The 21,620-nt window shown below is 42.7% G+C and carries 22 protein-coding genes and 1 pseudogene; 16 read left to right on the plus strand and 7 right to left on the minus strand.

Annotated features, from left to right (window positions below; all coding sequences use genetic code 11):
* Positions 1-173 precede the first annotated feature (173 nt).
* Positions 174-1,019, plus strand: a complete 846-nt coding sequence (locus tag ACSSTM_RS13335; RefSeq protein WP_437404205.1) for a lipoate--protein ligase family protein — start codon at positions 174-176, stop codon at positions 1,017-1,019.
* 19 nt (positions 1,020-1,038) lie between these two features.
* Positions 1,039-1,272, plus strand: a complete 234-nt coding sequence (locus tag ACSSTM_RS13340) for a DUF5970 family protein (RefSeq protein WP_034660341.1) — start codon at positions 1,039-1,041, stop codon at positions 1,270-1,272.
* Between the two features lie 34 nt (positions 1,273-1,306).
* On the opposite strand, the gene ACSSTM_RS13345 is transcribed toward ACSSTM_RS13340, so the two are convergent.
* Complete coding sequence (locus ACSSTM_RS13345) at positions 1,307-2,107, minus strand: RsfA family transcriptional regulator (RefSeq protein ID WP_034660339.1); 801 nt, start codon at positions 2,105-2,107, stop codon at positions 1,307-1,309.
* 238 nt (positions 2,108-2,345) lie between these two features.
* On the opposite strand from ACSSTM_RS13345, the gene ACSSTM_RS13350 reads away from it, so the two are divergent.
* From ACSSTM_RS13350 to ACSSTM_RS13365, 4 genes are all read left to right on the plus strand, one after another.
* Positions 2,346-2,567: a DUF1450 domain-containing protein gene (locus ACSSTM_RS13350; RefSeq protein ID WP_003215259.1), complete on the plus strand. Its 222-nt coding sequence runs from the start codon at positions 2,346-2,348 to the stop codon at positions 2,565-2,567.
* A 170-nt stretch (positions 2,568-2,737) separates the two neighbouring features.
* A complete protein-coding gene (locus ACSSTM_RS13355; RefSeq protein WP_007497716.1) occupies positions 2,738-4,039 on the plus strand; it encodes an HD domain-containing protein in 1,302 nt (433 codons plus the stop codon).
* Positions 4,040-4,069: 30 nt separating this feature from the next.
* A complete protein-coding gene (locus ACSSTM_RS13360) occupies positions 4,070-4,570 on the plus strand; it encodes a YwgA family protein (protein ID WP_034660337.1) in 501 nt (166 codons plus the stop codon).
* A 224-nt stretch (positions 4,571-4,794) separates the two neighbouring features.
* On the plus strand, positions 4,795-5,607 hold the full coding sequence (locus tag ACSSTM_RS13365) for a zinc-dependent metalloprotease (protein ID WP_034660335.1): 813 nt from the start codon (positions 4,795-4,797) through the stop codon (positions 5,605-5,607).
* A gap of 48 nt (positions 5,608-5,655) precedes the next feature.
* Here ACSSTM_RS13365 and ACSSTM_RS13370 read toward each other — a convergent pair whose 3' ends face one another.
* The gene (locus ACSSTM_RS13370; RefSeq protein ID WP_012011601.1) at positions 5,656-5,841 is read right to left on the minus strand and encodes a 2-hydroxymuconate tautomerase; all 186 of its coding nucleotides are present in this window, start codon (positions 5,839-5,841) and stop codon (positions 5,656-5,658) included.
* Between the two features lie 114 nt (positions 5,842-5,955).
* Between ACSSTM_RS13370 and ACSSTM_RS13375 the strand changes: the two genes are divergently transcribed.
* Together ACSSTM_RS13375 and ACSSTM_RS13380 are read left to right on the plus strand one after the other, a co-directional pair.
* Positions 5,956-6,612 (plus strand): site-2 protease family protein, encoded by a 657-nt coding sequence (locus tag ACSSTM_RS13375; RefSeq protein ID WP_309416129.1) that lies wholly within the window; start codon positions 5,956-5,958, stop codon positions 6,610-6,612.
* Positions 6,613-6,624: 12 nt separating this feature from the next.
* Positions 6,625-7,143, plus strand: coding sequence for a YwhD family protein (locus tag ACSSTM_RS13380; RefSeq protein ID WP_034660332.1), 519 nt, complete (start codon positions 6,625-6,627; stop codon positions 7,141-7,143).
* 125 nt (positions 7,144-7,268) lie between these two features.
* On the opposite strand, the gene ACSSTM_RS13385 is transcribed toward ACSSTM_RS13380, so the two are convergent.
* On the minus strand, positions 7,269-9,338 hold the full coding sequence (locus ACSSTM_RS13385; RefSeq protein ID WP_309416059.1) for a transglycosylase domain-containing protein: 2,070 nt from the start codon (positions 9,336-9,338) through the stop codon (positions 7,269-7,271).
* Positions 9,339-9,562: 224 nt separating this feature from the next.
* Between ACSSTM_RS13385 and speE the strand changes: the two genes are divergently transcribed.
* Both speE and speB read left to right on the plus strand, forming a co-directional pair.
* Complete coding sequence (gene speE / locus ACSSTM_RS13390) at positions 9,563-10,393, plus strand: spermidine synthase (RefSeq protein ID WP_012011597.1); 831 nt, start codon at positions 9,563-9,565, stop codon at positions 10,391-10,393.
* A gap of 69 nt (positions 10,394-10,462) precedes the next feature.
* On the plus strand, positions 10,463-11,335 hold the full coding sequence (speB, locus tag ACSSTM_RS13395) for an agmatinase (protein WP_060597508.1): 873 nt from the start codon (positions 10,463-10,465) through the stop codon (positions 11,333-11,335).
* Between the two features lie 47 nt (positions 11,336-11,382).
* Here speB and ACSSTM_RS13400 read toward each other — a convergent pair whose 3' ends face one another.
* Positions 11,383-12,297 (minus strand): hypothetical protein, encoded by a 915-nt coding sequence (locus tag ACSSTM_RS13400; protein WP_187704214.1) that lies wholly within the window; start codon positions 12,295-12,297, stop codon positions 11,383-11,385.
* An 81-nt stretch (positions 12,298-12,378) separates the two neighbouring features.
* Here ACSSTM_RS13400 and ACSSTM_RS13405 point away from each other — a divergent pair, with 81 nt between their 5' ends.
* From ACSSTM_RS13405 to argS, 3 genes are all read left to right on the plus strand, one after another.
* Positions 12,379-12,726: a hypothetical protein gene (locus ACSSTM_RS13405; RefSeq protein WP_048001122.1), complete on the plus strand. Its 348-nt coding sequence runs from the start codon at positions 12,379-12,381 to the stop codon at positions 12,724-12,726.
* Between the two features lie 135 nt (positions 12,727-12,861).
* Positions 12,862-13,284: a DUF1934 domain-containing protein gene (locus ACSSTM_RS13410; RefSeq protein ID WP_034660326.1), complete on the plus strand. Its 423-nt coding sequence runs from the start codon at positions 12,862-12,864 to the stop codon at positions 13,282-13,284.
* Positions 13,281-14,954: an arginine--tRNA ligase gene (gene argS / locus ACSSTM_RS13415; protein ID WP_034660325.1), complete on the plus strand. Its 1,674-nt coding sequence runs from the start codon at positions 13,281-13,283 to the stop codon at positions 14,952-14,954. The genes ACSSTM_RS13410 and argS overlap by 4 nt, the downstream gene beginning before the upstream one ends.
* Before the next feature lie 281 nt (positions 14,955-15,235).
* On the opposite strand, the pseudogene ACSSTM_RS13420 reads toward argS, so the two are convergent.
* Positions 15,236-15,532, minus strand: a pseudogene (locus tag ACSSTM_RS13420) (LD-carboxypeptidase); the annotation flags it as partial.
* 157 nt (positions 15,533-15,689) lie between these two features.
* On the opposite strand from ACSSTM_RS13420, the gene cls reads away from it, so the two are divergent.
* The 3 genes from cls to ACSSTM_RS13435 all read left to right on the plus strand — a co-directional run bounded on the left by cls (position 15,690) and on the right by ACSSTM_RS13435 (position 20,288).
* Positions 15,690-17,192 (plus strand): cardiolipin synthase, encoded by a 1,503-nt coding sequence (cls, locus tag ACSSTM_RS13425; RefSeq protein ID WP_223249923.1) that lies wholly within the window; start codon positions 15,690-15,692, stop codon positions 17,190-17,192.
* Positions 17,193-17,297: 105 nt separating this feature from the next.
* The gene (locus ACSSTM_RS13430; RefSeq protein WP_437404206.1) at positions 17,298-19,013 is read left to right on the plus strand and encodes an ABC transporter ATP-binding protein; all 1,716 of its coding nucleotides are present in this window, start codon (positions 17,298-17,300) and stop codon (positions 19,011-19,013) included.
* Positions 19,014-19,289: 276 nt separating this feature from the next.
* Positions 19,290-20,288, plus strand: a complete 999-nt coding sequence (locus tag ACSSTM_RS13435; RefSeq protein WP_420734965.1) for a S66 family peptidase — start codon at positions 19,290-19,292, stop codon at positions 20,286-20,288.
* A gap of 29 nt (positions 20,289-20,317) precedes the next feature.
* On the opposite strand, the gene ACSSTM_RS13440 is transcribed toward ACSSTM_RS13435, so the two are convergent.
* Both ACSSTM_RS13440 and uvsE read right to left on the minus strand, forming a co-directional pair.
* On the minus strand, positions 20,318-20,572 hold the full coding sequence (locus tag ACSSTM_RS13440; RefSeq protein ID WP_095285673.1) for a general stress protein: 255 nt from the start codon (positions 20,570-20,572) through the stop codon (positions 20,318-20,320).
* 73 nt (positions 20,573-20,645) lie between these two features.
* Positions 20,646-21,608: a UV DNA damage repair endonuclease UvsE gene (uvsE, locus tag ACSSTM_RS13445; protein ID WP_095285674.1), complete on the minus strand. Its 963-nt coding sequence runs from the start codon at positions 21,606-21,608 to the stop codon at positions 20,646-20,648.
* Positions 21,609-21,620 lie beyond the last annotated feature (12 nt).

Consider the following 21,620-nt stretch of genomic DNA (forward strand, 5'->3'; position numbering starts at 1 on the left):
ATTCCTGTCGTTTTGATTGCAGCTGTTTATTTCATCGCAAAAAGGAAGAACAAGAAAACCAAAGCATCCAGTTGAAAAACTCTGTGACGTTCCTTGTCATAGAGCTTTTTTCTCTCTCATTCTCCCCCCATGTTATAATAAACACAGTTTATGAACGAGAGGATATGCAGGACATGAAAAATGAACCTATTGAGTTACTGACACAGCCGAAATGGCGAATCATAGATCAATCGAGCCTCGGTCTTTATGTGGACCCGAAGCAATCCTTTGCGATGGATGATACGCTTTGTGCGTCGGTTGGGAAGGGTCTCTCACCAGCGACAGCGCGTTCTTGGGTACATCACAATACGATTGTGCTTGGGATTCAGGATACAAGACTTCCATTTCTGCAAGATGGCGTGAAACTGCTTGAGGAAGAGGGCTATCGCGTCATTGTACGCAATTCAGGCGGCCTTGCTGTGGTGCTGGATGAAGGTGTCTTGAATGTGTCATTAATCTTTGCAGAACAAAAGAAGGGCATTGATATTGACCGCGGGTATGATGCGATGGTGGAATTGGTCCGCCGGATGCTGTCTAAGTATGAGGTGAACATTGAAGCTTATGAGATTGTCGGCTCTTATTGTCCGGGCAGCTACGATCTAAGCATCAATGGAAAGAAATTTGCAGGCATTTCTCAGCGTAGATTACGCGGTGGAGTCGCTGTGCAAATTTATTTGTGTGCAGATGGAAGCGGGCGGGAACGTGCCGACTTGATCCGCCGTTTTTATGACGCCGCCTTAAAAGACAAACGAGAAGAAGTGAAGGCCGTATTTCCTGATATACAGCCAGATACGATGGCGTCTTTATCAGAATTAACTGGAGAACCAATTGATTGCGCGCTTCTTATGCGTCTTTTACTAGAAGAGCTTCAAAAGCTCAGTGATCAGCTGGCAGCGTCAGGACTGAACGCAGAAGAACAACTGGAATTTGAGAAAAACATGACGCGGATGATTGAGCGGAATGAAAAGGTGTTTTCGTAAAAAGAAAGGAAGGGTTCTGGTGAAATCCAAAAACGGCGGTTACCTCTATTTACTATGGCTTCCTGTCATCATGGGAGCCGGCTACGGCATTTCGCTTTTGGTGCCGTTTCTTCAGCCTGTACTGACACTTGGCATCGCAGGTCTTTATCTTTTTATATTTGGTGATTTTCAGGTGAGACAAGTCAGGTATATTTTTATGTTCGTCTTTTTGATTAATGTCCTTTTTAGTGTGATGCTATTTTTGGGCATTTAAAAAAGTGCTTCCCGCAGATGGGGAGCACTTTTTGTTATTCTGCCATTTTTTCGAGGTTGCCGTTCCGGTCCATTTTAAAGGTTGGAGCGGCAGTGTCGTCCTCTTCAAACAAAACTAGTTTTCTTGCACGGTTCATGATTTTGACAAGTGTTTCATAATCTTCTTGAATGGTGAGCTGATCCTTTTCAAGCTTTTTCACTTCCGCTTCTAGCTGCGTGACTTTATGTGAAAGTTCGTTATTTTCTCGTTTTAACCGGCTGTTTTCCATGCGTAAGGCAGATGATTGCTGTCCATCGCCTTCATAGCGGCGCAAGAAATCAATGACATCTTCGATGGTTAAATCCTGTTGCTGCCTAAAAGGGTTGGCTTCTGGCTTTTTCTCTACGACATGAGAAGCCTGTGACAATAAATGTGATAAACTAGCTAACTCTTCATTGTAGCTTTGATCCACAAACTGGAGCTGCTCGGCTGTTTCAGATGCTGGTGCAAACGTTTCTTCCTGCGCTGGTTCCAGCTCCTGTGAGAATTCCTCTTGCGTGACCGTTTCTTCTACTTGCGGCTGATAGAGTAATCGTTTCTTTGCAGGCTGGCCATTGCCGAGTGCGCGCATCCGTTGTTTTCGCTGCTTTTTGGCAAGGGCTAACGCTTTTTCATATTGATGCCTCACAACAGCATTCCATCTAAAACCGCATGCCGCTGAGGTACGGTTCAGCTTGTCTCCTACTTCTTCAAACGCATTCAGCTGTGTGCTGCCCTCTCTGACGTGACGTAAGACGGTTTCTGCCAAAAGGAGATCATCTTCCTCTGACCAAGCATCTTGTCTTTGTTTTGACATGTTTAAACCCCCATATGATTTGATGGTATTAGATTAGCCAAGTTCAAGAAAGTTTATACAAGTTTGCTAAAAGGATAGTGGAAAATACTAGCTTTTATGTAAGCGCGTATCGGCGGTTACAATGCGTCTTGCAAGTCCAGCCGCTTCGATGTACAATGTTGGGTGGTATATTATGACTCTTGGTTGTCCAACTGTTTCATATAGAATGAAGTTCATCATTGAAAGGAAGCGTAAGACCATGGCTAATGAGTTTCGCGTATGTGACGATTGTGATGCGACGAACCTAAAGACGTTGCTGCCTCGACTCAAATCGGTTGACCCTGATGCAAAAATTGAGATTGGCTGTCAATCCTATTGTGGTCCAGGACGAAAAAAGGCTTTTGCGTTTGTAAACAATCGCCCATTATCCGCACCAACAGAAGATGAGTTACTCGAAAAGGTTCAAAAAAAAGTCAAATAAATGTCACTGAATGTGTTCAGTCGACCTAAAAAGAGGTCCGTCCCTGTCAGGTCGGGCTTTTTACGTCCGTGCAATCTTTGAGAACACATTCACCAGCAAATTCAAGGATGTTTTCGGGGAAAGTTACCCGATATAATAGAAACACGTCTTAAAAAAAGAGGGACGAAACGATGGCGTATCCAAAAGGGAAATTATCTGAGGAAAAGGTATTTAAAGATCCTGTGCACCGTTATGTTCACGTACGGGACGCATTAATATGGGATTTAATAGGAACAAGAGAATTTCAGCGCCTGCGACGAATTAAACAGCTAGGAACCACTTACTTGACGTTTCATGGTGCAGAACACAGCCGTTTCAATCATTCACTCGGTGTATACGAGATTGTGAGACGGATTGTGGATGATGTATTCAAAGGTCGGCCGGAATGGGATGAGGGAGAACGCGAGCTGGTACTGAGTGCAGCCTTGCTTCATGACCTCGGACATGGTCCATTTTCTCATTCCTTTGAAAAGGTCTTCCACTTAGACCATGAATCGTTTACAAGAGATATTATTTTAGGGCAAACCGAAGTCAATGAAGTGCTTCGCCGGGTTAGTGATGATTTCCCGAAGCATGTGGCAGAAGTGATTGCCAAAACGTATCAAAACAAGCAGGTGGTCAGTTTGATCTCAAGTCAAATTGATGCCGACCGTATGGACTATTTGCAGCGTGATGCCTACTATACAGGCGTCAGCTACGGCCATTTTGATATGGAACGTATTTTGCGCGTGATGCGTCCGAGAGAAGATCAGATTGTGATGAAGCAGAGCGGGATGCATGCGGTCGAGGATTATATTATGAGCCGCTATCAAATGTACTGGCAAGTTTATTTCCACCCAGTGACACGCAGTGCGGAAGTCATTTTAACGAAAATTCTCCATCGTGCAAAAGAGCTGCATGAAACGGGCTATATTTTCACACATGCCCCTGTTCATTTTTATTCGATCTTTGAGGGGAATGTCACCACAGAGGACTATATTAAGCTGGATGAATCCATTGTCTTATTTTATTTTCAGGCGTGGGAAGACGAAGAAGATCACGTGCTGGCTGATTTGTGCCGCCGTTTTATGAACCGCCGATTGTTCCAATATACAGAGTTTAATCCGAATGAAGAAATGACGAAATATTTCAAGCTGACCGCCTTGTTCAAGGAGGCAGGCATTGATCCTGACTATTATTTAGTCGTCGACTCTTCCTCTGACTTGCCCTACGACTTCTACAGACCAGGGGAGGAAGAAGAGAGACTGCCGATCCACCTTTTGACGCAAAGTGGTCATATTAAAGAGCTGTCGAGACAGTCAGATATTGTTGACGCCATTTCCGGTAAACGAAGAACCGATCATAAACTTTATTTCCCGATGGACTTAATTGTAGATATGTCGGAAAAAGCTGAAGAAAAGAAGGCGATCATGAAGCTGCTTGGATTGGGATAAGGAAGTACTGAAAAAGGAGATGTCGGGAATTTGTTGAAAGAGCATGCAAAGTTGATGAAGGTATTCTCTGAATCAGGGGAAATCGTTGGACGGAAGAAGCTGCAAAAGATGATTTACATAGCAAAAAAGCTAGATTTGCCTTTTTATGAGAAATACGATTTTCATTTTTATGGCCCCTATTCAGAGGAGTTGACACTCAGAATTGAAGAGCTGTGCAACCTTGGATTCTTGGACGAAATGAAGGAAAAAAAGGGCGGATACTATCAATATCGCTATTCGCTGACGGACAATGGGAAAGAGTTTCTCGATCAGTGTGAAGTGGACATGCCTGACCTCAAAGTACTGACGCAGCAGATGAACGAGCAGTCGTCTCGTTTCCTAGAGCTCGTCTCCACAATTTTATACTTTGATGACCTGCCAGAAGATGAGGTAAAGGAAAAGGTCTTCACTATTAAAAGCAAGCAGCGCTATACGGACGAAGAATTTGAGGATGCTCTTGCTTATATTGAACAATTGAAGGAATTGAACTAGTTTCGCAAAAGCCCAGCATTTAGGGCTTTTTTTGTTTTGTAAGACCCAGACCAAAAGCGCTATTTTCCGATGAAATGTGTGCTGAAATATCCGAAAAATTAGTGAATATGACGTATTTCGACTTTTTTTTTGTGTATCCAATTCCCTGTTTTTAACTGAATAGAAGGAAAATGGTGAATTTTCAGTGAATATATAACCTTGTGAAAATCAAAGGAGGGATAGGAATGAAAAAGCGTTCAGTCTTTTTGTCATTTTTATTGGTAGGTAGTTTGTTACCGGGAGTAAGTTCAGCTTCAGCACCAGTCGCGAGTGCTGGTCATGGGCATGATCATGGTCATGCGCCGTTCGAAACACATATTAGTGAGGGGTTGCCAAAGGCAAACGATTTTAAAGATTTGACGAAAGCACCTCCAATTGAACGAGATGTGAAAACAAAGGTATTAGATGAGTCTGGTAAGCAGGTAGGCTCTAGAACCTTTAAGGCGAATACAGGAGATTCTATTTCAACAAAGGCAAGTACAGGCAGTCAGAAAGTAACGGTCTATGCTGTAGCAGATGCGCAGTATCGTGCGAAATATAGTGACTGGCAGACGCGGATTGTCAGCATCATTGAGCAAGCGGACGTGACCTTTAACCGTGATCATGATGTGGACTTTGTCGTACAAGCCGTAGGATCTTGGACGTCTTCAGGATCAAATGCAGAGCAAATTTTATCTAACCTTTCGCGCAGCTTTGATGGCAGAGGATACGATTTTGTCACTGGATTTACAGCAAATCCAAACTTTGATGCGGGCGGAATCGCTTATGTATACAATAGTGCACCGAGCGGAAGTGCATTCGCCGTTAACCTTGATCAAGGAACAGCGAACACCGCAAAAGCGGCTACGCATGAATACGGTCATAACTTTGGCTTACCGCATGACCCTCAAGGCAGCGGCATTGTCTGCTTAATGAACTATGATTATTCCTACACAGTCGATTTCTTTGATGCGGCTCATAAAAATCAAGTGAACCGTAACAAAGCGTGGTACAGATAAAATAAGAGACAAAAGGACAAACACCTATGTGCTTGTCCTTTTTTATGCTTACAGGTCGCTGATGCGTTTTCCTGCTACGGCATAGTGTTCTTTTTTCATTTCTTCAATAATGACAGAGACTTTTTCTGCACCTGCGCCTGTTGTTTCAACAACAGCATCAGTGACTTTCTCCACAAGAGCTCTTTTCTGCTCGTCTGTTCTTCCTTCTAGCATTTGAACGGTGACAATCGGCAATGCGAAAACCTCCTTTTTCCTTTTCGTGCTACGCTTCCCTTTAGTTTAAGGGACTTCTTATAGTATACTGAATGGAGTAAATCATTGTATAGAAAGAAAGAGGGATTCATGCCTTTGGACCAATTTCTTGTGTATCCATTAGAACTTATTCCATATGTCGCTATTACGCTTGTTGTTGCATTTACGATGCACGAGCTGGCGCATGCATATGTTGCGTATCGTTTCGGAGACCCGACAGCTAAGAACCAAGGGAGACTCACGCTAAATCCACTGAAGCATCTCGATATATTCGGGACGATTTTAATCTTTGTCGCTGGGTTTGGCTGGGCGAAACCTGTGCCGGTGAATCGATACCATTTTAGAAAACCGCGCTTAGCAGGAATCTGCGTCTCGATTGCTGGCCCATTAAGTAACTTGGTGTTGGCGTTTCTAGGCTTTTTCGTGTACGTGCTTCTTCAGAAATTTGGCGGGGAGTCGCTCATGCGCTTTGAGCCGGGCGTCGATAATTTTTTCTTAATCTTTATTAACTTGAATGTCATTTTGTTCCTATTTAACCTATTGCCACTTCCGCCGCTGGATGGGTATCGTATTATTGAGGACGTCGTCAGTCCCCGTATCCGGGCGAAAATGACGCAATTCGAACAATATGGGATCATTATTTTTCTCATATTCGTGATTACGCCGCTAGGACAGTTTGTTTTTGGTCCATTGATCGGAATGCGGGATCAAATCATATACTGGTTTAATCTTATTTTGAAACCGCTGCTTTAGGAGGTCTAATGAATGGAAGGTAAAAAAAAGAAACCAATTGGTTTTAACATCATTAAAAAAACAGATGCAACCGACGGACACGGGGGCTTTGGAGCGGGTGCGCTCAGCCTTGATAACATTTCGCCAGTGATCATTGACGTAGAGGAAAAGGAAGCTGTCATTGATATTGGTGCGATGCATGCAAGAAGTGCCGTGGAAAAAGGAATTAAATTCTTGAAAAGCAAAGAAGAGGTGCCGAACGGAAAGCCGTATTGGCTCGTATGGGTGACCATTGACCGCAGAGAAGATGGCCCTTATTATGCGGGTGTGACGGCTTGTGAAATGACCGTCGACCGTTCAATCCGCCGCGGGTATAAGTCGCTTCCAGAGCATGTGAATTTAATGGATAAATCGATGAAGCGAAAAATCGTCGTCAGTCATATGGATGACGTATCGAAAAAGGTGCTGGCTGATTTCTTGAAGAGTCATAATAAAGCACTATGGGAAGCATCCACAGATGAATTAAAAGAAGGATTGTCTGTCTCTGAATAATTGTGAAATTTTTGTGAAGAATGGCGGATCGCTACCAATTCCAGCTGTTTTTTGAGTAAACTGGTGTTAAAGCTAGGACATGGAGAATCCCGAGATGCAGATCTCGGGGTTTTTCATGTCCTTTTTTAACGTTTCAGCCACTTTTCCCACCATTTCTTTGGTTTTTGATCTTGAACCGGATCTTGTTCAGAGGCTTTGTCCTCAGCACCGTAGCAGACACCTGTCGGCTCCGTTCCTTCTATAAAATAGGTGAATACCTTTGATTCACATCCTGGGCCTGCGAGATCGCCGGTTTTTGGATTGATATACACACCTTTTACACCGTCTGGCGGCATGAAGGAGGAGGCTGGCTGCTTCGAGAGGGCTGATTCCATAAAGGATGCCCATATCTTTTTTGCATAGGCTGTTTCTTCGACCGAGTCAATGGTGCGCCCTTTATCATAGCCCGTCCACACACCCGCGACGAGCTGGGGAGAGAAGCCGATCATCCAGCTGTCGGCTCCTGTCGTTCCCGATTTTCCTCCGTATGTTCGCGTTAGATCCTTCATAATGGTGCGGCCAGTGACACTCGTATAGCCGTTTAACTGATCATTGAACATTCCTGACATCATATCGGTGGTAATAAATGCTGCTTTTTCATCTAGGACTTGCTCTCGTTTTTGTTTTTCTTCATAAAGCACGTTGCCTTTTGCGTCCGTTACTTTCGTAATAAAGGTTGGTTTGACGCGTTTTCCGCCGTTGACCAGCATGGCGTAAGCATTGGTCATTTCAATTGGTTTGACAGGGGACGTGCCAAGGGCAAGTGATGGCACTTGATCTAGTTTTTCGTTGATTCCAAATGTTTTGCCAGCACGTACAAGCTGCTCCATTCCTAAAAATAGATGGGTTTTCACGGCATAAATATTATCAGACAGCGCCAAGGCTTGAAGCATGGTAATGCCGTCATTGGCGTAATAGCCATGATAATTGCTTGGTGAATAAGCAGCACCGCTTCCTTGATCATCGAGCTCAAAAACCGTTTCTTCACTGCGCATGACGGTTGCTGGTGTAAACCCATTCTGCAAGGCAATGTAATAGAGGAGAGGTTTCATTGTTGAACCGGGCTGTCTTTTCGCTTGTGTCACCCGATTGAATGGACTTTTCTCATAATCTCTTCCCCCGATGAGGGCGAGTACATGACCTGTTTGGGGATGGATAGCGGTAAAGCCGATTTGGATGTCTGATTTCGAATACATCGTGTTTTTTAACGTCTTCTCTGCGATTTTCTGTAACTCTGGATTTAAAGTCGTTTGGATATGAAGTCCATAGGTTTCAATCTGTTCCTCAGTTAACCCCAAGCTTTGTTTCAACTCACGAATCACATCATCATAAAAATACGGGGCTTGCTTTGCTTGCAGCTGCTTCTGCTGCAAAGGGCGATAGGACAGTTTTTCTTTCGAAGCTTCAGCGGCTGCCTTTTTCGTAATCATGCCGTCATCTTGCATTTGCCTCAGAATCATATTCTTTCTTGCACCGGCTTTCTCTTCATTCACATAAGGCGAATAGAGAGAAGGGCCCTTTGGGATACCGGCAAGTAAGGCAGATTCGGCGAGGGTCAAATTCTTCGCTTTTTTCCCGAAATACAGACGGGACGCCGCTTCCACGCCATACGCTCCGTGACCATAATAAATGGTGTTCAAGTATCCTTCTAAAATCTCATCTTTTGTATAGTTTTGCTCTAAGCGGATCGTGTAAAAGGCTTCATTCCACTTCCGCTTCCACGTTTTATCATGATCTAAATACAGGTTTCGTGCATATTGCTGGGTGATCGTGCTGGCTCCTTGTACCTTAGCCATGGCACGAATATCAGCCACTGCAGCACCCGCCATCCGTTTCACATCAAAACCATGATGCTCATAAAAGGTTTTATCCTCTACAGCTACAGCTGCCTGCCTGATATGAGGGGACATGTCCTTTAATGGCACCCAATATCTCTTTTCTCCAAAGCTGGATTCTCCAAGCTTTGAACCATCGGCTGCATAAATGGTCGTGGATTGGGGAACTTGAACGGAAGGGGCACCTTGCCATTTGGCAAGTAAAAGAATCGTCAAAAAGACAGTGCCTGCAAATAGAAAAGCGAGCAAGCCGATAAAAAAACAGGCTCGAATCGTTTTCACGGTCATGCGGATTTTTTTATTACTCATGATTGTGTCCATGCAAAGCCCCCATTTTGACGGTTTTTTATCAGTATGGAACAAAGAAAACCGTTTTAAACAAATGATTGCAAGAGCGTGCATTAAAATTGAAGAGAACTCATGCGGTTCTTTACAATTTGATATGAATCCACTATACTTTTTTCTTGGACAATCGATATAGTCATAGCCGATAAAGGCGCTAACAATAGATGTTTGTTTATTATTGGATGAGAGGAAGATGGACAATGAGCGAACTTTGGTATACAGAGAAGCAAACGAAGAATTTTGGTATTACATTGAAGGTGAACAAAACCCTTCACACAGAACAAACAGATTTTCAGCATTTAGAAATGGTGGAAACAGAAGAGTTTGGCAATATGCTGTTTTTAGACGGTATGGTGATGACATCTGAGAAAGATGAGTTTGTATACCACGAAATGGTGGCACATGTTCCTCTTTTCACTCATCCAAACCCGGAAAATGTTCTTGTCGTAGGCGGAGGAGACGGCGGTGTCATTCGTGAAATCCTCAAACACCCAAGTGTGAAGAAAGCGACACTTGTTGATATTGATGGAAAAGTCATCGAATACTCGAAGAAATTCCTTCCTTCTATTGCTGGAAAACTAGACGATCCTCGTGTGGATGTCAAAGTCGGAGACGGCTTTATGCACATTGCCGAAGCTGACAACGAATATGATGTCATCATGGTGGACTCAACTGAACCAGTTGGTCCAGCTGTGAATCTGTTCTCTAAAGGATTTTACGCAGGAATCTCAAAAGCACTTAAAGAAGACGGTATTTTCGTGGCACAAACGGACAACCCTTGGTTCACACCTGAGCTGATTACAAATGTACAGCGTGATGTGAAAGAAATTTTCCCAATCACGAAGCTTTACACAGCGAATATTCCAACGTATCCAAGTGGTCTTTGGACATTTACCATCGGTTCAAAAAAATATGATCCACTTGCTGTAGAAGACAGCCGTTTCTTTGATATTGAGACTAAATATTACACAAAAGAATTGCACAAAGCGGCATTCGTTCTGCCGAAATTTGTGAGTGACTTAATCAAATAAATCAAGCGAAGTGGAAATGCGCAAATGACGGTTTGCGCATTTTTTGAAGCGTAAAAGGAGGAATCTTGTTTGAGATTCGACGAGGCTTATTCAGGAAAAGTGTTTATTGGAAGTCATCCGACATGGGAAGATGCAAAAGTCATTTTATACGGTATGCCGATGGACTGGACCGTCAGTTACCGGCCAGGCTCACGTTTTGGCCCAAACCGTATTCGTGAAGTTTCGATTGGTTTAGAGGAATACAGCCCTTATTTAGATCGTGAGCTGCACGAGGTGCCATTCTTTGATGCCGGTGACATTCCGCTTCCTTTTGGAAATGCACAGAAAAGCTTAGATTTAATTGAAGAGTATGTCGACAGCATTTTAGAAAAAGGGAAGTTTCCATTAGGAATGGGCGGCGAGCATCTTGTATCTTGGCCGGTTTTCCGTGCGATGCATAAGAAATACCCTGATTTGGCGATCATCCATATGGACGCACATACGGATCTTCGTGAGGAATACGAGGGTGAGCCGCTGTCTCATTCAACACCGATTCGTAAAGTAGCAGGACTCATTGGACCTGAAAATGTGTTCTCTTTCGGGATTCGTTCTGGAATGAAAGAAGAATTCAAATGGGCAAAAGAAGCGGGCATGCACATTTCTAAATTTGAAGTGCTGGAGCCATTGAAGCAAGTATTGCCAAAGCTGAAGGGGCGTCCAGTTTATGTGACGATCGACATTGATGTATTAGACCCGGCTCATGCACCTGGTACAGGCACGGTGGATGCTGGCGGTATTACATCAAAAGAGCTGCTTGCATCTATTCATGCGATTGCAGGATCTGATGTCCAAGTAGTCGGTGCAGACCTTGTTGAGGTAGCACCTGTATATGATCATTCTGACCAAACAGCGAATACAGCGAGCAAGCTTTTACGCGAAATGCTGCTTGGATTTGTGAAATAAAAAAACCTGTCCAATTTCTAATTGGACAGGTTTTTCAAAAGTAATATCTACCAATTTATACAAACGGCTAGGCCGCCAACACCTGTAATTTCGGCAGCAAGTCCTTTAAAAGCTTCGCCGCCAATTTTCAACTTTTCCTCCCATGATGTAGCACCAGCTAATAGTTTTGCAGTCTCTTTTATTCCACCTAATTCTTTTACGTATTTTTTTACTTTTATAATTTTAGCTGCAGCAAACAAGTTAGAACCTATAAACCAAGCTATTGCTGCTGAACACGCAGCGATCTTAGACCAATCTGGATCAGCAATAATTGGGAAAGCAGTTTTGCTATTAAAATCTACAACTTGTATTAGTGTATTTCCATCAGTTTTATAATAAGTAGGGACATCTTGAGTATTGGCATCCTTTGCCCAAGCTGGACTAAATATAGAAGTGATCATATTTTCTTTGTTAACTACATAAACTTCTCCTGTGTCGAATTCACTACCCAAATACTCCGCTGCAGTTACCAATTTACTACCCCTAGGCAAATTCATTTTAAATCGATATTCTTTAGGAGCTTTTTGATCATTAATCTGTATTAAACTCTTTAGACCGTCATTTGTCGGTTGAACAGCGTAAATTACATTTTCCTTATCATTATTATTATAAACTACAGTTCCATTTGGAGAAATTACACCTTTTTTGATATTTTCGGAAGGCAAAGATATATTAGTTGAGACATCAAGTTGAATAGGTGAATTAGGATCTTTTGGCACTTCATATCCTTTTGTAGTATTTCCATACTTGTAAGTATTATTACTTTTGATTGATTTCAATATCCCGTTTATTCCTGTAATATTTTCTATATCACTAGCGGGGTTCATTTCTTCCTTTGCATGCGTTATTTTAGGGTTAATAATCGTTCCAATTAGAGCTAACGTGATTAGAATAGGGATTGATGAGTACAATTTTCTTTTCATAAAAACTCCTCTTTCTTAAATTAGTATATTCCGTATATAATATTTAACATAAATTCTATTATAAGTAAATGGAGGAATAAAATGTTATCTTCTATATTCATGGTGTTACTCGCTTTATGTGTTTTAGCGGCAGGCTTTATTACACTGAAAAAAGAGTTGGCAACTGATCCACCAGTTTTTGCTTCTAAAAAGGAAGCAAAGGAGGAGTTAGTTGGTTTGTTTCAGGATCGAGGTTTTTTCTATCTTACGGCCATTGCGTTATTTATGCAGGTGGTATTTAAAAAGGGACAAATCGTTCCATTTGATTTTTTTCAAGTGTTTTTGGCGAGTTCGGGAATACAAGCTCTTTTTTATTTAATTAAAAGAAAAGATTTGGGGTTAAAGGCAGTACTTGTTGTGTTAGTCAGTTTTATCTTCCTATTTTTCTAAAGAGCAGTTTATCTGCTCTTTTTTTATGTTAGAAAAAGTTTAATCGCCGTGAAGAAGAGAAATGATGGGATGATAGGCGATCATGAATATGGTATACTATTTTAGTTAAACGGGTCTTAGCAAAGGAAGTGCAAAATGACACAAAACCAAATTTCAATTCATGTCAAGTCAGTGATGAAACCAGAGACGGAGCCGGCTGAAACGATCGAATTCCGCACGACTGGAACGTATCAAGAGAAGGATGACAAAACGTATCTCACTTACCATGAAGAACATGAAATGGGTCAAGTAAAAACCGTTGTGAAAATGAGTGAAAAAGAAATTTTTGTCATGAGATCAGGTGCCATTCAAATGAAGCAGCGCTTTCTCATCGGAGAAACGACCGTCACACATTACACGATGCCCTTCGGTACACTACAGCTTGATGTACACACACATGGCATTGATCTAGATGTGGACAAGGGACTGCTGCACATTACGTACGATATGCTGACAGGGGAAGATCAAAAGCATTTACATACATTATCGATTTCGTATAAGGAGGATTTACGTTCATGAATATCGCAGAACAGGTCAAAGATGCGTTAAAAGAAGAAATCATTGCGGCAGTCGTCAAAGCAGGACTTGCTGATGAAAGCCAGGTACCAGATGTCCTTTTAGAAGTGCCGAAAGACAAAACTCACGGTGATTACTCCACCAACATGGCGATGCAGCTTGCCCGCATTGCGAAAAAAGCACCTCGCCAAATCGCAGAGGACATTGTCAAAGCGTTTGATAAAGGGAAAGCTTCTATTGAAAAAGTGGATATCGCAGGTCCAGGATTCATTAACTTTTATATGAACAATCAGTATTTAACAAAGCTCATCCCAGCTGTCCTTGAAGCAAAAGAGGCATATGGCGAAACGAATACAGGCGGCGGTCAAAAGGTGCAAGTCGAATTCGTCTCAGCCAACCCAACAGGTGACCTTCACCTTGGACATGCCCGCGGAGCAGCTGTAGGTGATTCCCTTTGCAACATCCTTGATAAAGCAGGGTTCGATGTGAGCCGTGAATACTATATCAACGATGCAGGGAATCAAATCAATAATCTCGCTTTATCTGTAGAAGTACGTTACTTTGAGGCACTCGGTCTTGAAAAAGAGATGCCTGAAGACGGCTACAGAGGAGAAGACATCAAAGGCATCGGGCAAAAGCTTGCGTATGAATTTGGTGACCGTTTCGTGCATGAGCCAGAAGAAGAGCGGATGAAGTTCTTCCGTGAATACGGATTAAAATACGAATTAGAGAAATTGCGTGTAGACCTTGAGAATTTCCGTGTTCCATTTGATGTATGGTATTCAGAAACCTCTTTATATGAAAACGGAAAAATCGAACCAGCGCTGGAAACACTTCGTGAAAAAGGCTATGTCTTTGAAGAAGACGGTGCAACATGGCTGCGTTCAACTGATTTTGGTGATGACAAGGACCGTGTGCTGATTAAAAAAGACGGCAGCTTCACTTACCTGCTTCCAGACATCGCATACCATAAAGACAAACTAGACAGAGGCTTTGACCAGCTCATTAACATTTGGGGAGCGGACCATCACGGCTATATCCCCCGAATGAAAGCGGCGATTCAAGCACTTGGATATCCAGCTGGCAAGCTCGAAGTAGAAATCATTCAACTCGTTCACCTTTACAAAAACGGTGAAAAGATGAAAATGAGTAAGCGTACAGGAAAAGCTGTCACCATGCGTGACCTGATTGAAGAAGTAGGCCTAGATGCCACTCGTTATTTCTTTGCGATGAGAAGTGCGGCGACACACATGGACTTTGACCTAGACTTAGCGATTTCTACGTCTAACGAAAACCCTGTGTACTACGCACAATATGCGCATGCGAGAATTTGCAGCATGCTGCGTCAAGGTGAAGAAAAAGGCTACAAGCCGAGCCTTGAAAAAGCAGATTTCTCTCACATTCAATCGGAAAAAGAATACGATCTTCTCAAAATCATTGGCAGCTTCCCAGAAGTTGTAGCAGAAGCAGCTGAAAAGCGCATTCCGCACCGCGTGACGAACTATATTTATGACCTTGCATCAGCCCTTCACAGCTTCTACAATGCCGAGAAGGTTATTGATGTAGAAAACGAAACAAAAACAACAGCACGTCTTTCACTCATGAAAGCAACACAAATCACGCTTGCTAATGCATTAAAACTAATTGGCGTATCTGCACCGGAAAAGATGTAATACAAAAAAGCCCCGCTCTACTATAGGAGTGGGGCTTTTTTATAAGAAAACACCCGCTATCTTCTAAGGACAGCAGGTGTTGAACATTACCCAAGCGTATTAATAATGTTAGAAATAGAATCGAATAATTGACTAAGTACATCAGAAAACATGTTTTTGCCTCCTCTCTTTTCTTTTTACATCTACTTAACGAAGGGGATGGAGGGTTGGATCACTTTTTTCTGAAAAAATTTTATAAAAGATCGTGGCATAGAAAAAAGCACCGTTTATTTGGGTGCTTTTTCGTAATCAATGTAAGGCAAGAGTTCATTGCAATTGAAGCCTCCGATGGCTGTCAAAATACCGTCGACTTCATCATCTGTGAACGCCTCATGCAGATCAGACAAGCGGTGTTCAATGGATAACGAGGAATGAAGATCACATTCAAACGCGTGTTTTCCAAAAGAGACAGTGAAACCTAAGGTCTCTAAACGTTTTTTTGATTGAGAGATTCCATCTTCTGATAAAATGCTGGCACTTCGGCTTGGAGCAATGACACGAATATGATCGCCCTTTTTTAAAGGAGAGGGTGTATGCATAAACAAATCTTCCTTTCCATCACATATTTCTCCATTATATCGGATCAAATGGTCCAAGTCTGTAAAAGCTAGGAGAAAGGCATAGGCCGTGCGTTTCATACAAGCTGTGCAAAGGGTATGGAAGAGAAAAAGACAGAAACGAATGAGGGCGGAGAATGTGAAAAAGAGGAGACTGGAATTTTTATTTTTATATTTTATGATATTCGGGGCATATGTGGTATATTGGTGGCCTGTGCCAGCGTGGAGCATTCAGCTGTACGCGGCAGTTTATATCGCCATTATTTTATTTAGTATCATCTCACTCATGCTAGAAAACCGTACATCACAGCACACGTTGTTATGGATGTATGTGCTGATCTTTTTCCCGATCATTGGCTATATGTTTTATTTGTTCTCAGGACAGCTCTATGTGAAAGGTCATTTATTCAAATCAAAGAGAATGTACAACCGTGAAAAGTTACGCAGAATATCTGAGCTTGAGAGCAAGCCGGATGAATCGCGTCTAACCGAAAATCAGCGGACTTTTTTTCATTACACAGAAAAAGCAACAGGCATGCATGTGAACACAAATAGTGATATGGACATTTTAAAGAATGGGGAGGAGACTTTTCCCCGTATATTTGAAGAATTAAAAAAGGCAAAATCGTTCATCCATATAGAATACTACATGTTCAAATCAGATTTCCTCGGGCACCGGATGATGGAGATTCTGATAGAAAAAGCGAAAGAAGGGGTAGAGGTTCGCTTCATCTATGATGCGGCTGGCAGCATTCGCTTCTCCCGAAAAGATATTAAACGCTTGAAGCAGGAAGGAGTAAAGGTCGCTCCTTTTCTGCCTTTAAAATATGGTTTTTTTAATCAAAAATTCAATTTCCGAAATCACCGCAAAATCGTGATCATTGATGGGAAGACAGGGTTTGTCGGCGGGTTAAATGTCGGAAAAGAATATGTCGGACGTGATGAAAATATCGGTTTTTGGCGTGATACGCATACCATGTTAAAGGGTGAGGCTGTTCAAACCCTTCACTCTGTTTTTATGCTCGACTGGGAGTATGTATCAGATGAAGTATTAATTGATGATCCGAAGTATCATACGCCGCACTCTGTGACGGGAGAGGATGTCATTCAGGTTGTACCGACTGGACCCGATATGAAAGAAAGTATGAGTGATTTATATGATGCACTCATCTCAAATGCGAAACAATTTGTCTGGATTGCGACACCTTATTTTGTCCCAAATGAATCCCTTCGTACAGCATTAAAAATTGCTGCGACAAGAGGAGTGGATGTCCGGGTGATGGTTCCGGAGATCAATGACGGCTTTCTCACACAATACGCCACACGATCCTATTTTTCTGAGCTCCTAAAAGAGGGCATCAAAGTGTATCACTATCAAAAGGGCTTCATGCATCAAAAAGTGATGATCGCAGATGGAGAACTTGCCTCTGTCGGTACCGCAAATGTGGATATGAGAAGCTTTCAGCTCAATTTTGAGGTCAATGTCTTTACAGCCGCGAAAAAGCCCATTGAGCAGCTGATGGCCCATTATGAAGAAGATATGAAAGAATGTGAGCAAATGGGGCCTGTTCATTTTTATAAAAGAGGCTTAAAAGAGCGATTAAAGGAATCATTTGCTCGGTTGTTTTCTGGTGTGCTATGAGGCTTTCCAGTCGAAGAAATCATTTCCTAATCTAGTATTTTGAAGAGGATTCCTCTATAATTGAAAATGGTTATCAATTATAGAGGAAATGAGGTTCTTTTACATATGCTAAAACGCTTTTTCGCCTATTACAGGCCCTATCGAGGTCTGTTCTTTTTAGATTTCTTTTGCGCTGTTGCCGTTGGATTGATGGAACTGGGATTCCCGCTTATCGTGAACTACTTCATTGATACTTTGTTGCCAACAGGGAACTGGACAGTCATTGTCTGGACGGCACTTGCACTGTTTGTCATTTATGCCCTCAGCTCAGTTATGCAATTTATTGTGTCGTATTGGGGGCATATGCTTGGCATTAATATTGAAACAGATATGAGGAAGAAGCTGTTTGATCACTTCCAGCGCCTATCCTTTAAATTCTTTGACAACAACAAAACAGGTAAGCTCATGTCACGGATGACAAACGACCTCATGTACATTGGAGAAGTGGCGCATCATGGTCCTGAAGATTTGTTTATAGCGATTATGACGATTCTCGGTGCCTTTGCAGTCATGCTGATGATTAACTGGCAGCTGGCCATTTTAACCTTTCTCATCATGCCTGTCATCATTTGGCTCGCCCTTCATTTTAATAAGAAGATGACGAAGGCGATTACACAGCTCAATAATGACATTGGAGACTTTCATGCAAGGGTTGAAAACAATATCGGGGGCATTCGACTTGTTCAAGCCTTTGCCAATGAACATTTCGAGAAAAAGCGTTTTGCTGAAAACAACAACCGTTTTCGGAAAGCGAAGCTTCTTTCTTATAAAATTATGTCGGTCAATGGATCGATCAGTTACATTCTCACACGTCTTGTGACACTGTTTGTCCTTCTCGCAGGTACATGGTTTGTCCTGCAAGGTCAATTAACGGCAGGTGGCTTTATCGCGTTTGTTCTGATCACAAATGTTTTATTTAGACCGATTGATAAAATCAACACGGTCATTGAAATGTATCCAAAAGGCATTGCGGGCTTTAAAAGCTATGTCGATTTACTAGAAACAGAGCCGGATGTGAAGGATACAGAGGGAGCACGTGATGTATACGGACTGAAAGGTGAAATTGAATATCGAAACGTGACATTTGGCTACGATGAACACAGCCATGTGCTAAAGGATATCGATTTAAAGATCAAACAAGGAGAAACGGTTGCGTTTGTCGGGCCTTCAGGAGCGGGGAAATCGACCATTTGCAGTCTGCTGCCTCGTTTTTATGATGTGGATGAAGGGGAGATCACGATTGATGGTGTAAGCACAAAGTCTATGACATTGTCTTCTTTAAGGCAGCAGATCGGTATTGTGCAGCAGGATGTCTTTTTATTCTCGGGCACCATTCGTGAAAACATTGCGTACGGCAACCTAGAAGCCAGTGATGCAGAGATTTGGGAGGCTGTAAGAAGTGCGCATTTAGAGGAACTCGTTCAGCGTTTCCCAGAAGGGTTAAATACCGTGATAGGTGAGCGCGGCGTCAAACTGTCAGGTGGTCAAAAGCCGCGTCTGTCGATTGCGCGGATGTTCCTGAAAAACCCGTCCATTCTCATTCTAGATGAAGCCACATCAGCACTTGATACAGAAACAGAAAAAGCCATACAGGATGCACTGAGCGAACTGGCTGTCGGACGGACAACGCTCGTCATTGCCCACCGCCTTGCGACAATTAAACACGCCGACCGTATCATCGTCGTGACAGAGGAAGGCATTCAAGAACAAGGCCGCCACCAAGACTTAATCCAAATGGGCGGCGTATACAGCAGACTGCACGAAGCGCAGTTTGGTCATTAAGAAGAAAGAGAAAGCCCTTTTGATAAAGGGCTTTCAGCGTGTAGACAAACCCTCGCATTCGTTGTCAATCCTGCGCTCTGGTGCTCACGAATGTTCAATTCGCTCCGCTCCAGTGCTCGTCCTTCCTAGACTGCAAAGGTTTTCTATCACGCTGAAAAAAGATAAAGGACTAAAATAAAGATCATTATAGCCCTTTGTCAAAAATCTGAAAGCCCTTTTGATAAAGGGCTTTTTTTGTTAGGATAGAAAAAACTCGTGTAGGAAGGATCTGATGGAATGAAGGGGCTTCGGCGATTACAAAAGGGAGATAAGATCGGTATTTTTTCACCTTCAAGTCCTGCATCAGCGACCTCGCCTCTTAGGTATCAGCGGGCGAAGAAGTGGCTTGAGCAAAAAGGATTCATTGTGGTACCAGGATCATTAACAGGGAAAGAGGATCACTACCGTTCAGGTACAATTCAAGAACGAGCCGATGAGCTGAATGAGCTAATGGCTAGAGAGGACTTGGCGTGTGTCATGTCAATGATTGGCGGGACAAATTCAAATAGTTTGCTGCCTTATCTTGATTTTGAGCTGCTGAATCAACATCCGAAAATCATGATCGGTTATTCAGATGCGACAGCGATTCTTTTAGCCGCCTACGAAAAAACGGGACTGCCTGTATTCTACGGACCGGCGCTTGTCCCATCTTTTGGAGAGTTTGAACCGTTCGCCGCTTATACATATCAGTCGTTCGAAGACATCCTGATGCAGCCTCAAACCATTCCTTATCAGGTCAAAAAACCACCTTTTTGGACGGATGAACGAATCAATTGGGAAGAAAAGACGCGTGATAAAAAGCAGCGTCCAAACGATTGGCTGTGCGTCATAGAGGGACAGGCAGAAGGCAGATTGATCGGCGGGAATCTGAATGCCATGTACGGCATATGGGGAAGTGAGTTCATGCCAGCCATTCAAAACGGAGACGTCCTCCTTATTGAAGATTGCATGAAAACCGCTTCGGTTGTAGAAAAAAACTTCTCTTTATTGAAAGTAAATGGAGTGTTTGAGCGGGTATCAGGTATTCTTTTGGGAAAACATGAGCTGTTTGATGATGAGGGAACGGGAAAAGAACCTTACGAGATTTTACTTGAGGTGCTTGGAGAGACAAAGAGACCGCTCATCGCAGATTTTGACTGTGCCCATACACACCCGATGCTTACGATGCCAATCGGGGCACAAGTGAAAATGGATGCAGCTTCAAAACAAGTTTGGTTGACAAAAGAGTGGATATAACAAAAGAGCGGCCTGAGGGCTGCTCTTTTTTATGAAACCTGCTCTTTTTCAAATGGCTGCAAGAGATCTTGCGCTTTTTTTCCCTCTACGACAATTAAGTAGTCAGACTCTAAATGAGTGAGCCTGAAGGTTTCAAGCTCTACGATGTTCTTGATGTTGCACATTGTTTTTTTAGAATACACATATAGACGATGTTGAGCCTGGTGGCATTTTTGATAAAGAGAAATAAGCTTATGTAAATTCAATGCTTTCGCAGCGATTTGGATTGAATAGATTTGAGACATCTTCATATCCTCCTGTTAATTACTTTCTCACAATAGCTTTGTTACCCCTGTTTGCACAGGGATAAACCTTTCTCTATGATTTCCACTCAAAGGTTCCTCCGCCCGTTCGCTTATTGCCTCTTATCGCAGACAGCTCTTCGACAAGTCGGAGCAGTGCCTGATCCTTTAACTTCGCCTCAATCATAAAATCTACATCACGCCCATACGGTTTTAATGCATGAAAAAGCGGTAAGACAAAGGACATATCTACACCATCTGCATGACTGCGTATGGCTTTTTCTGATTTAGGTGAGGATAAATGGATTTTAGGCGGAATGCCAGTGCTCGTCCAAGTGTCGAACATTCTTGGCAGGATGTCTTCAAGCGCGGCATCGTCATCTTTATTGGCCACGTGATGATGGTAATCAAAAACAAATGGAATACCGTGCTTTTCACATACACCAAGGGTTTCTAACGACGTATACGTTTTGTCATCATTCTCAAGCGTCATTCTCGCCTTGATATGCGCCGGAAGCTTTTGGATATTGTCATCAAAACGTTGAAGCGCCGATTCTTTATCACCGTACGCACCGCCCACATGAATGTTCATATAGCCTTCCTTTTCGAGCTTCATCGCTTCAAGCATTTGATAATGGTACGCCATATCGATCACGGCATTTTCTGTGATTGAAGGCTTTGGGCTAGTAAACAAGGTAAATTGATTAGGGTGAAAGCTCACACGTAGCCCATGCCGTTTCACCAACTCGCCAATTTCAAGAAACTCCTTTTGAAAAGGTGTCACAAAGTCCCAGCGCACATCGGGATGGGTCGCGAGCGGGACGATCGAACTTGAAAAACGGTAAAGCGGGATATCATGGGCAATGGCGAAATAGAGCGTTCTTAATGTATTCACGAGATTGGCTTTCGTTATTCGCAATAAAGCCTCTTCTCTCTCTTCCTTTGAGAGCTTACTGTATCTTGCAAAGGTCAGCGACTTGGCAGGAGAAGCTTCCCACAAGGTGACGGCATTGGATACATAACCAAATCGATAACGCATAGGTCATCTCCT

Source organism: Bacillus sp. RK1064, from assembly GCF_051488405.1.
Classification (GTDB): Bacteria; Bacillota; Bacilli; order Bacillales; family Bacillaceae; genus Bacillus.

Excerpts from the sequence above, each read along its gene's own strand:
- ACSSTM_RS13350 (WP_003215259.1), top strand. The coding sequence starts at position 2,346 with ATGGCTAATGAGTTTCGCGTATGTGACGATTGTGATGCGACGAACCTA.
- ACSSTM_RS13380 (WP_034660332.1), top strand. The coding sequence starts at position 6,625 with ATGGAAGGTAAAAAAAAGAAACCAATTGGTTTTAACATCATTAAAAAA.
- ACSSTM_RS13335 (WP_437404205.1), top strand. The coding sequence starts at position 174 with ATGAAAAATGAACCTATTGAGTTACTGACACAGCCGAAATGGCGAATC.
- ACSSTM_RS13430 (WP_437404206.1), top strand. The coding sequence starts at position 17,298 with ATGCTAAAACGCTTTTTCGCCTATTACAGGCCCTATCGAGGTCTGTTC.
- ACSSTM_RS13385 (WP_309416059.1), bottom strand. The coding sequence starts at position 9,338 with ATGGACACAATCATGAGTAATAAAAAAATCCGCATGACCGTGAAAACG.
- argS (WP_034660325.1), top strand. The coding sequence starts at position 13,281 with ATGAATATCGCAGAACAGGTCAAAGATGCGTTAAAAGAAGAAATCATT.
- ACSSTM_RS13345 (WP_034660339.1), bottom strand. The coding sequence starts at position 2,107 with ATGTCAAAACAAAGACAAGATGCTTGGTCAGAGGAAGATGATCTCCTT.
- ACSSTM_RS13435 (WP_420734965.1), top strand. The coding sequence starts at position 19,290 with ATGAAGGGGCTTCGGCGATTACAAAAGGGAGATAAGATCGGTATTTTT.
- ACSSTM_RS13405 (WP_048001122.1), top strand. The coding sequence starts at position 12,379 with ATGTTATCTTCTATATTCATGGTGTTACTCGCTTTATGTGTTTTAGCG.
- ACSSTM_RS13400 (WP_187704214.1), bottom strand. The coding sequence starts at position 12,297 with ATGAAAAGAAAATTGTACTCATCAATCCCTATTCTAATCACGTTAGCT.
- ACSSTM_RS13355 (WP_007497716.1), top strand. The coding sequence starts at position 2,738 with ATGGCGTATCCAAAAGGGAAATTATCTGAGGAAAAGGTATTTAAAGAT.
- ACSSTM_RS13440 (WP_095285673.1), bottom strand. The coding sequence starts at position 20,572 with ATGTCTCAAATCTATTCAATCCAAATCGCTGCGAAAGCATTGAATTTA.
- ACSSTM_RS13365 (WP_034660335.1), top strand. The coding sequence starts at position 4,795 with ATGAAAAAGCGTTCAGTCTTTTTGTCATTTTTATTGGTAGGTAGTTTG.
- ACSSTM_RS13410 (WP_034660326.1), top strand. The coding sequence starts at position 12,862 with ATGACACAAAACCAAATTTCAATTCATGTCAAGTCAGTGATGAAACCA.
- uvsE (WP_095285674.1), bottom strand. The coding sequence starts at position 21,608 with ATGCGTTATCGATTTGGTTATGTATCCAATGCCGTCACCTTGTGGGAA.
- speE (WP_012011597.1), top strand. The coding sequence starts at position 9,563 with ATGAGCGAACTTTGGTATACAGAGAAGCAAACGAAGAATTTTGGTATT.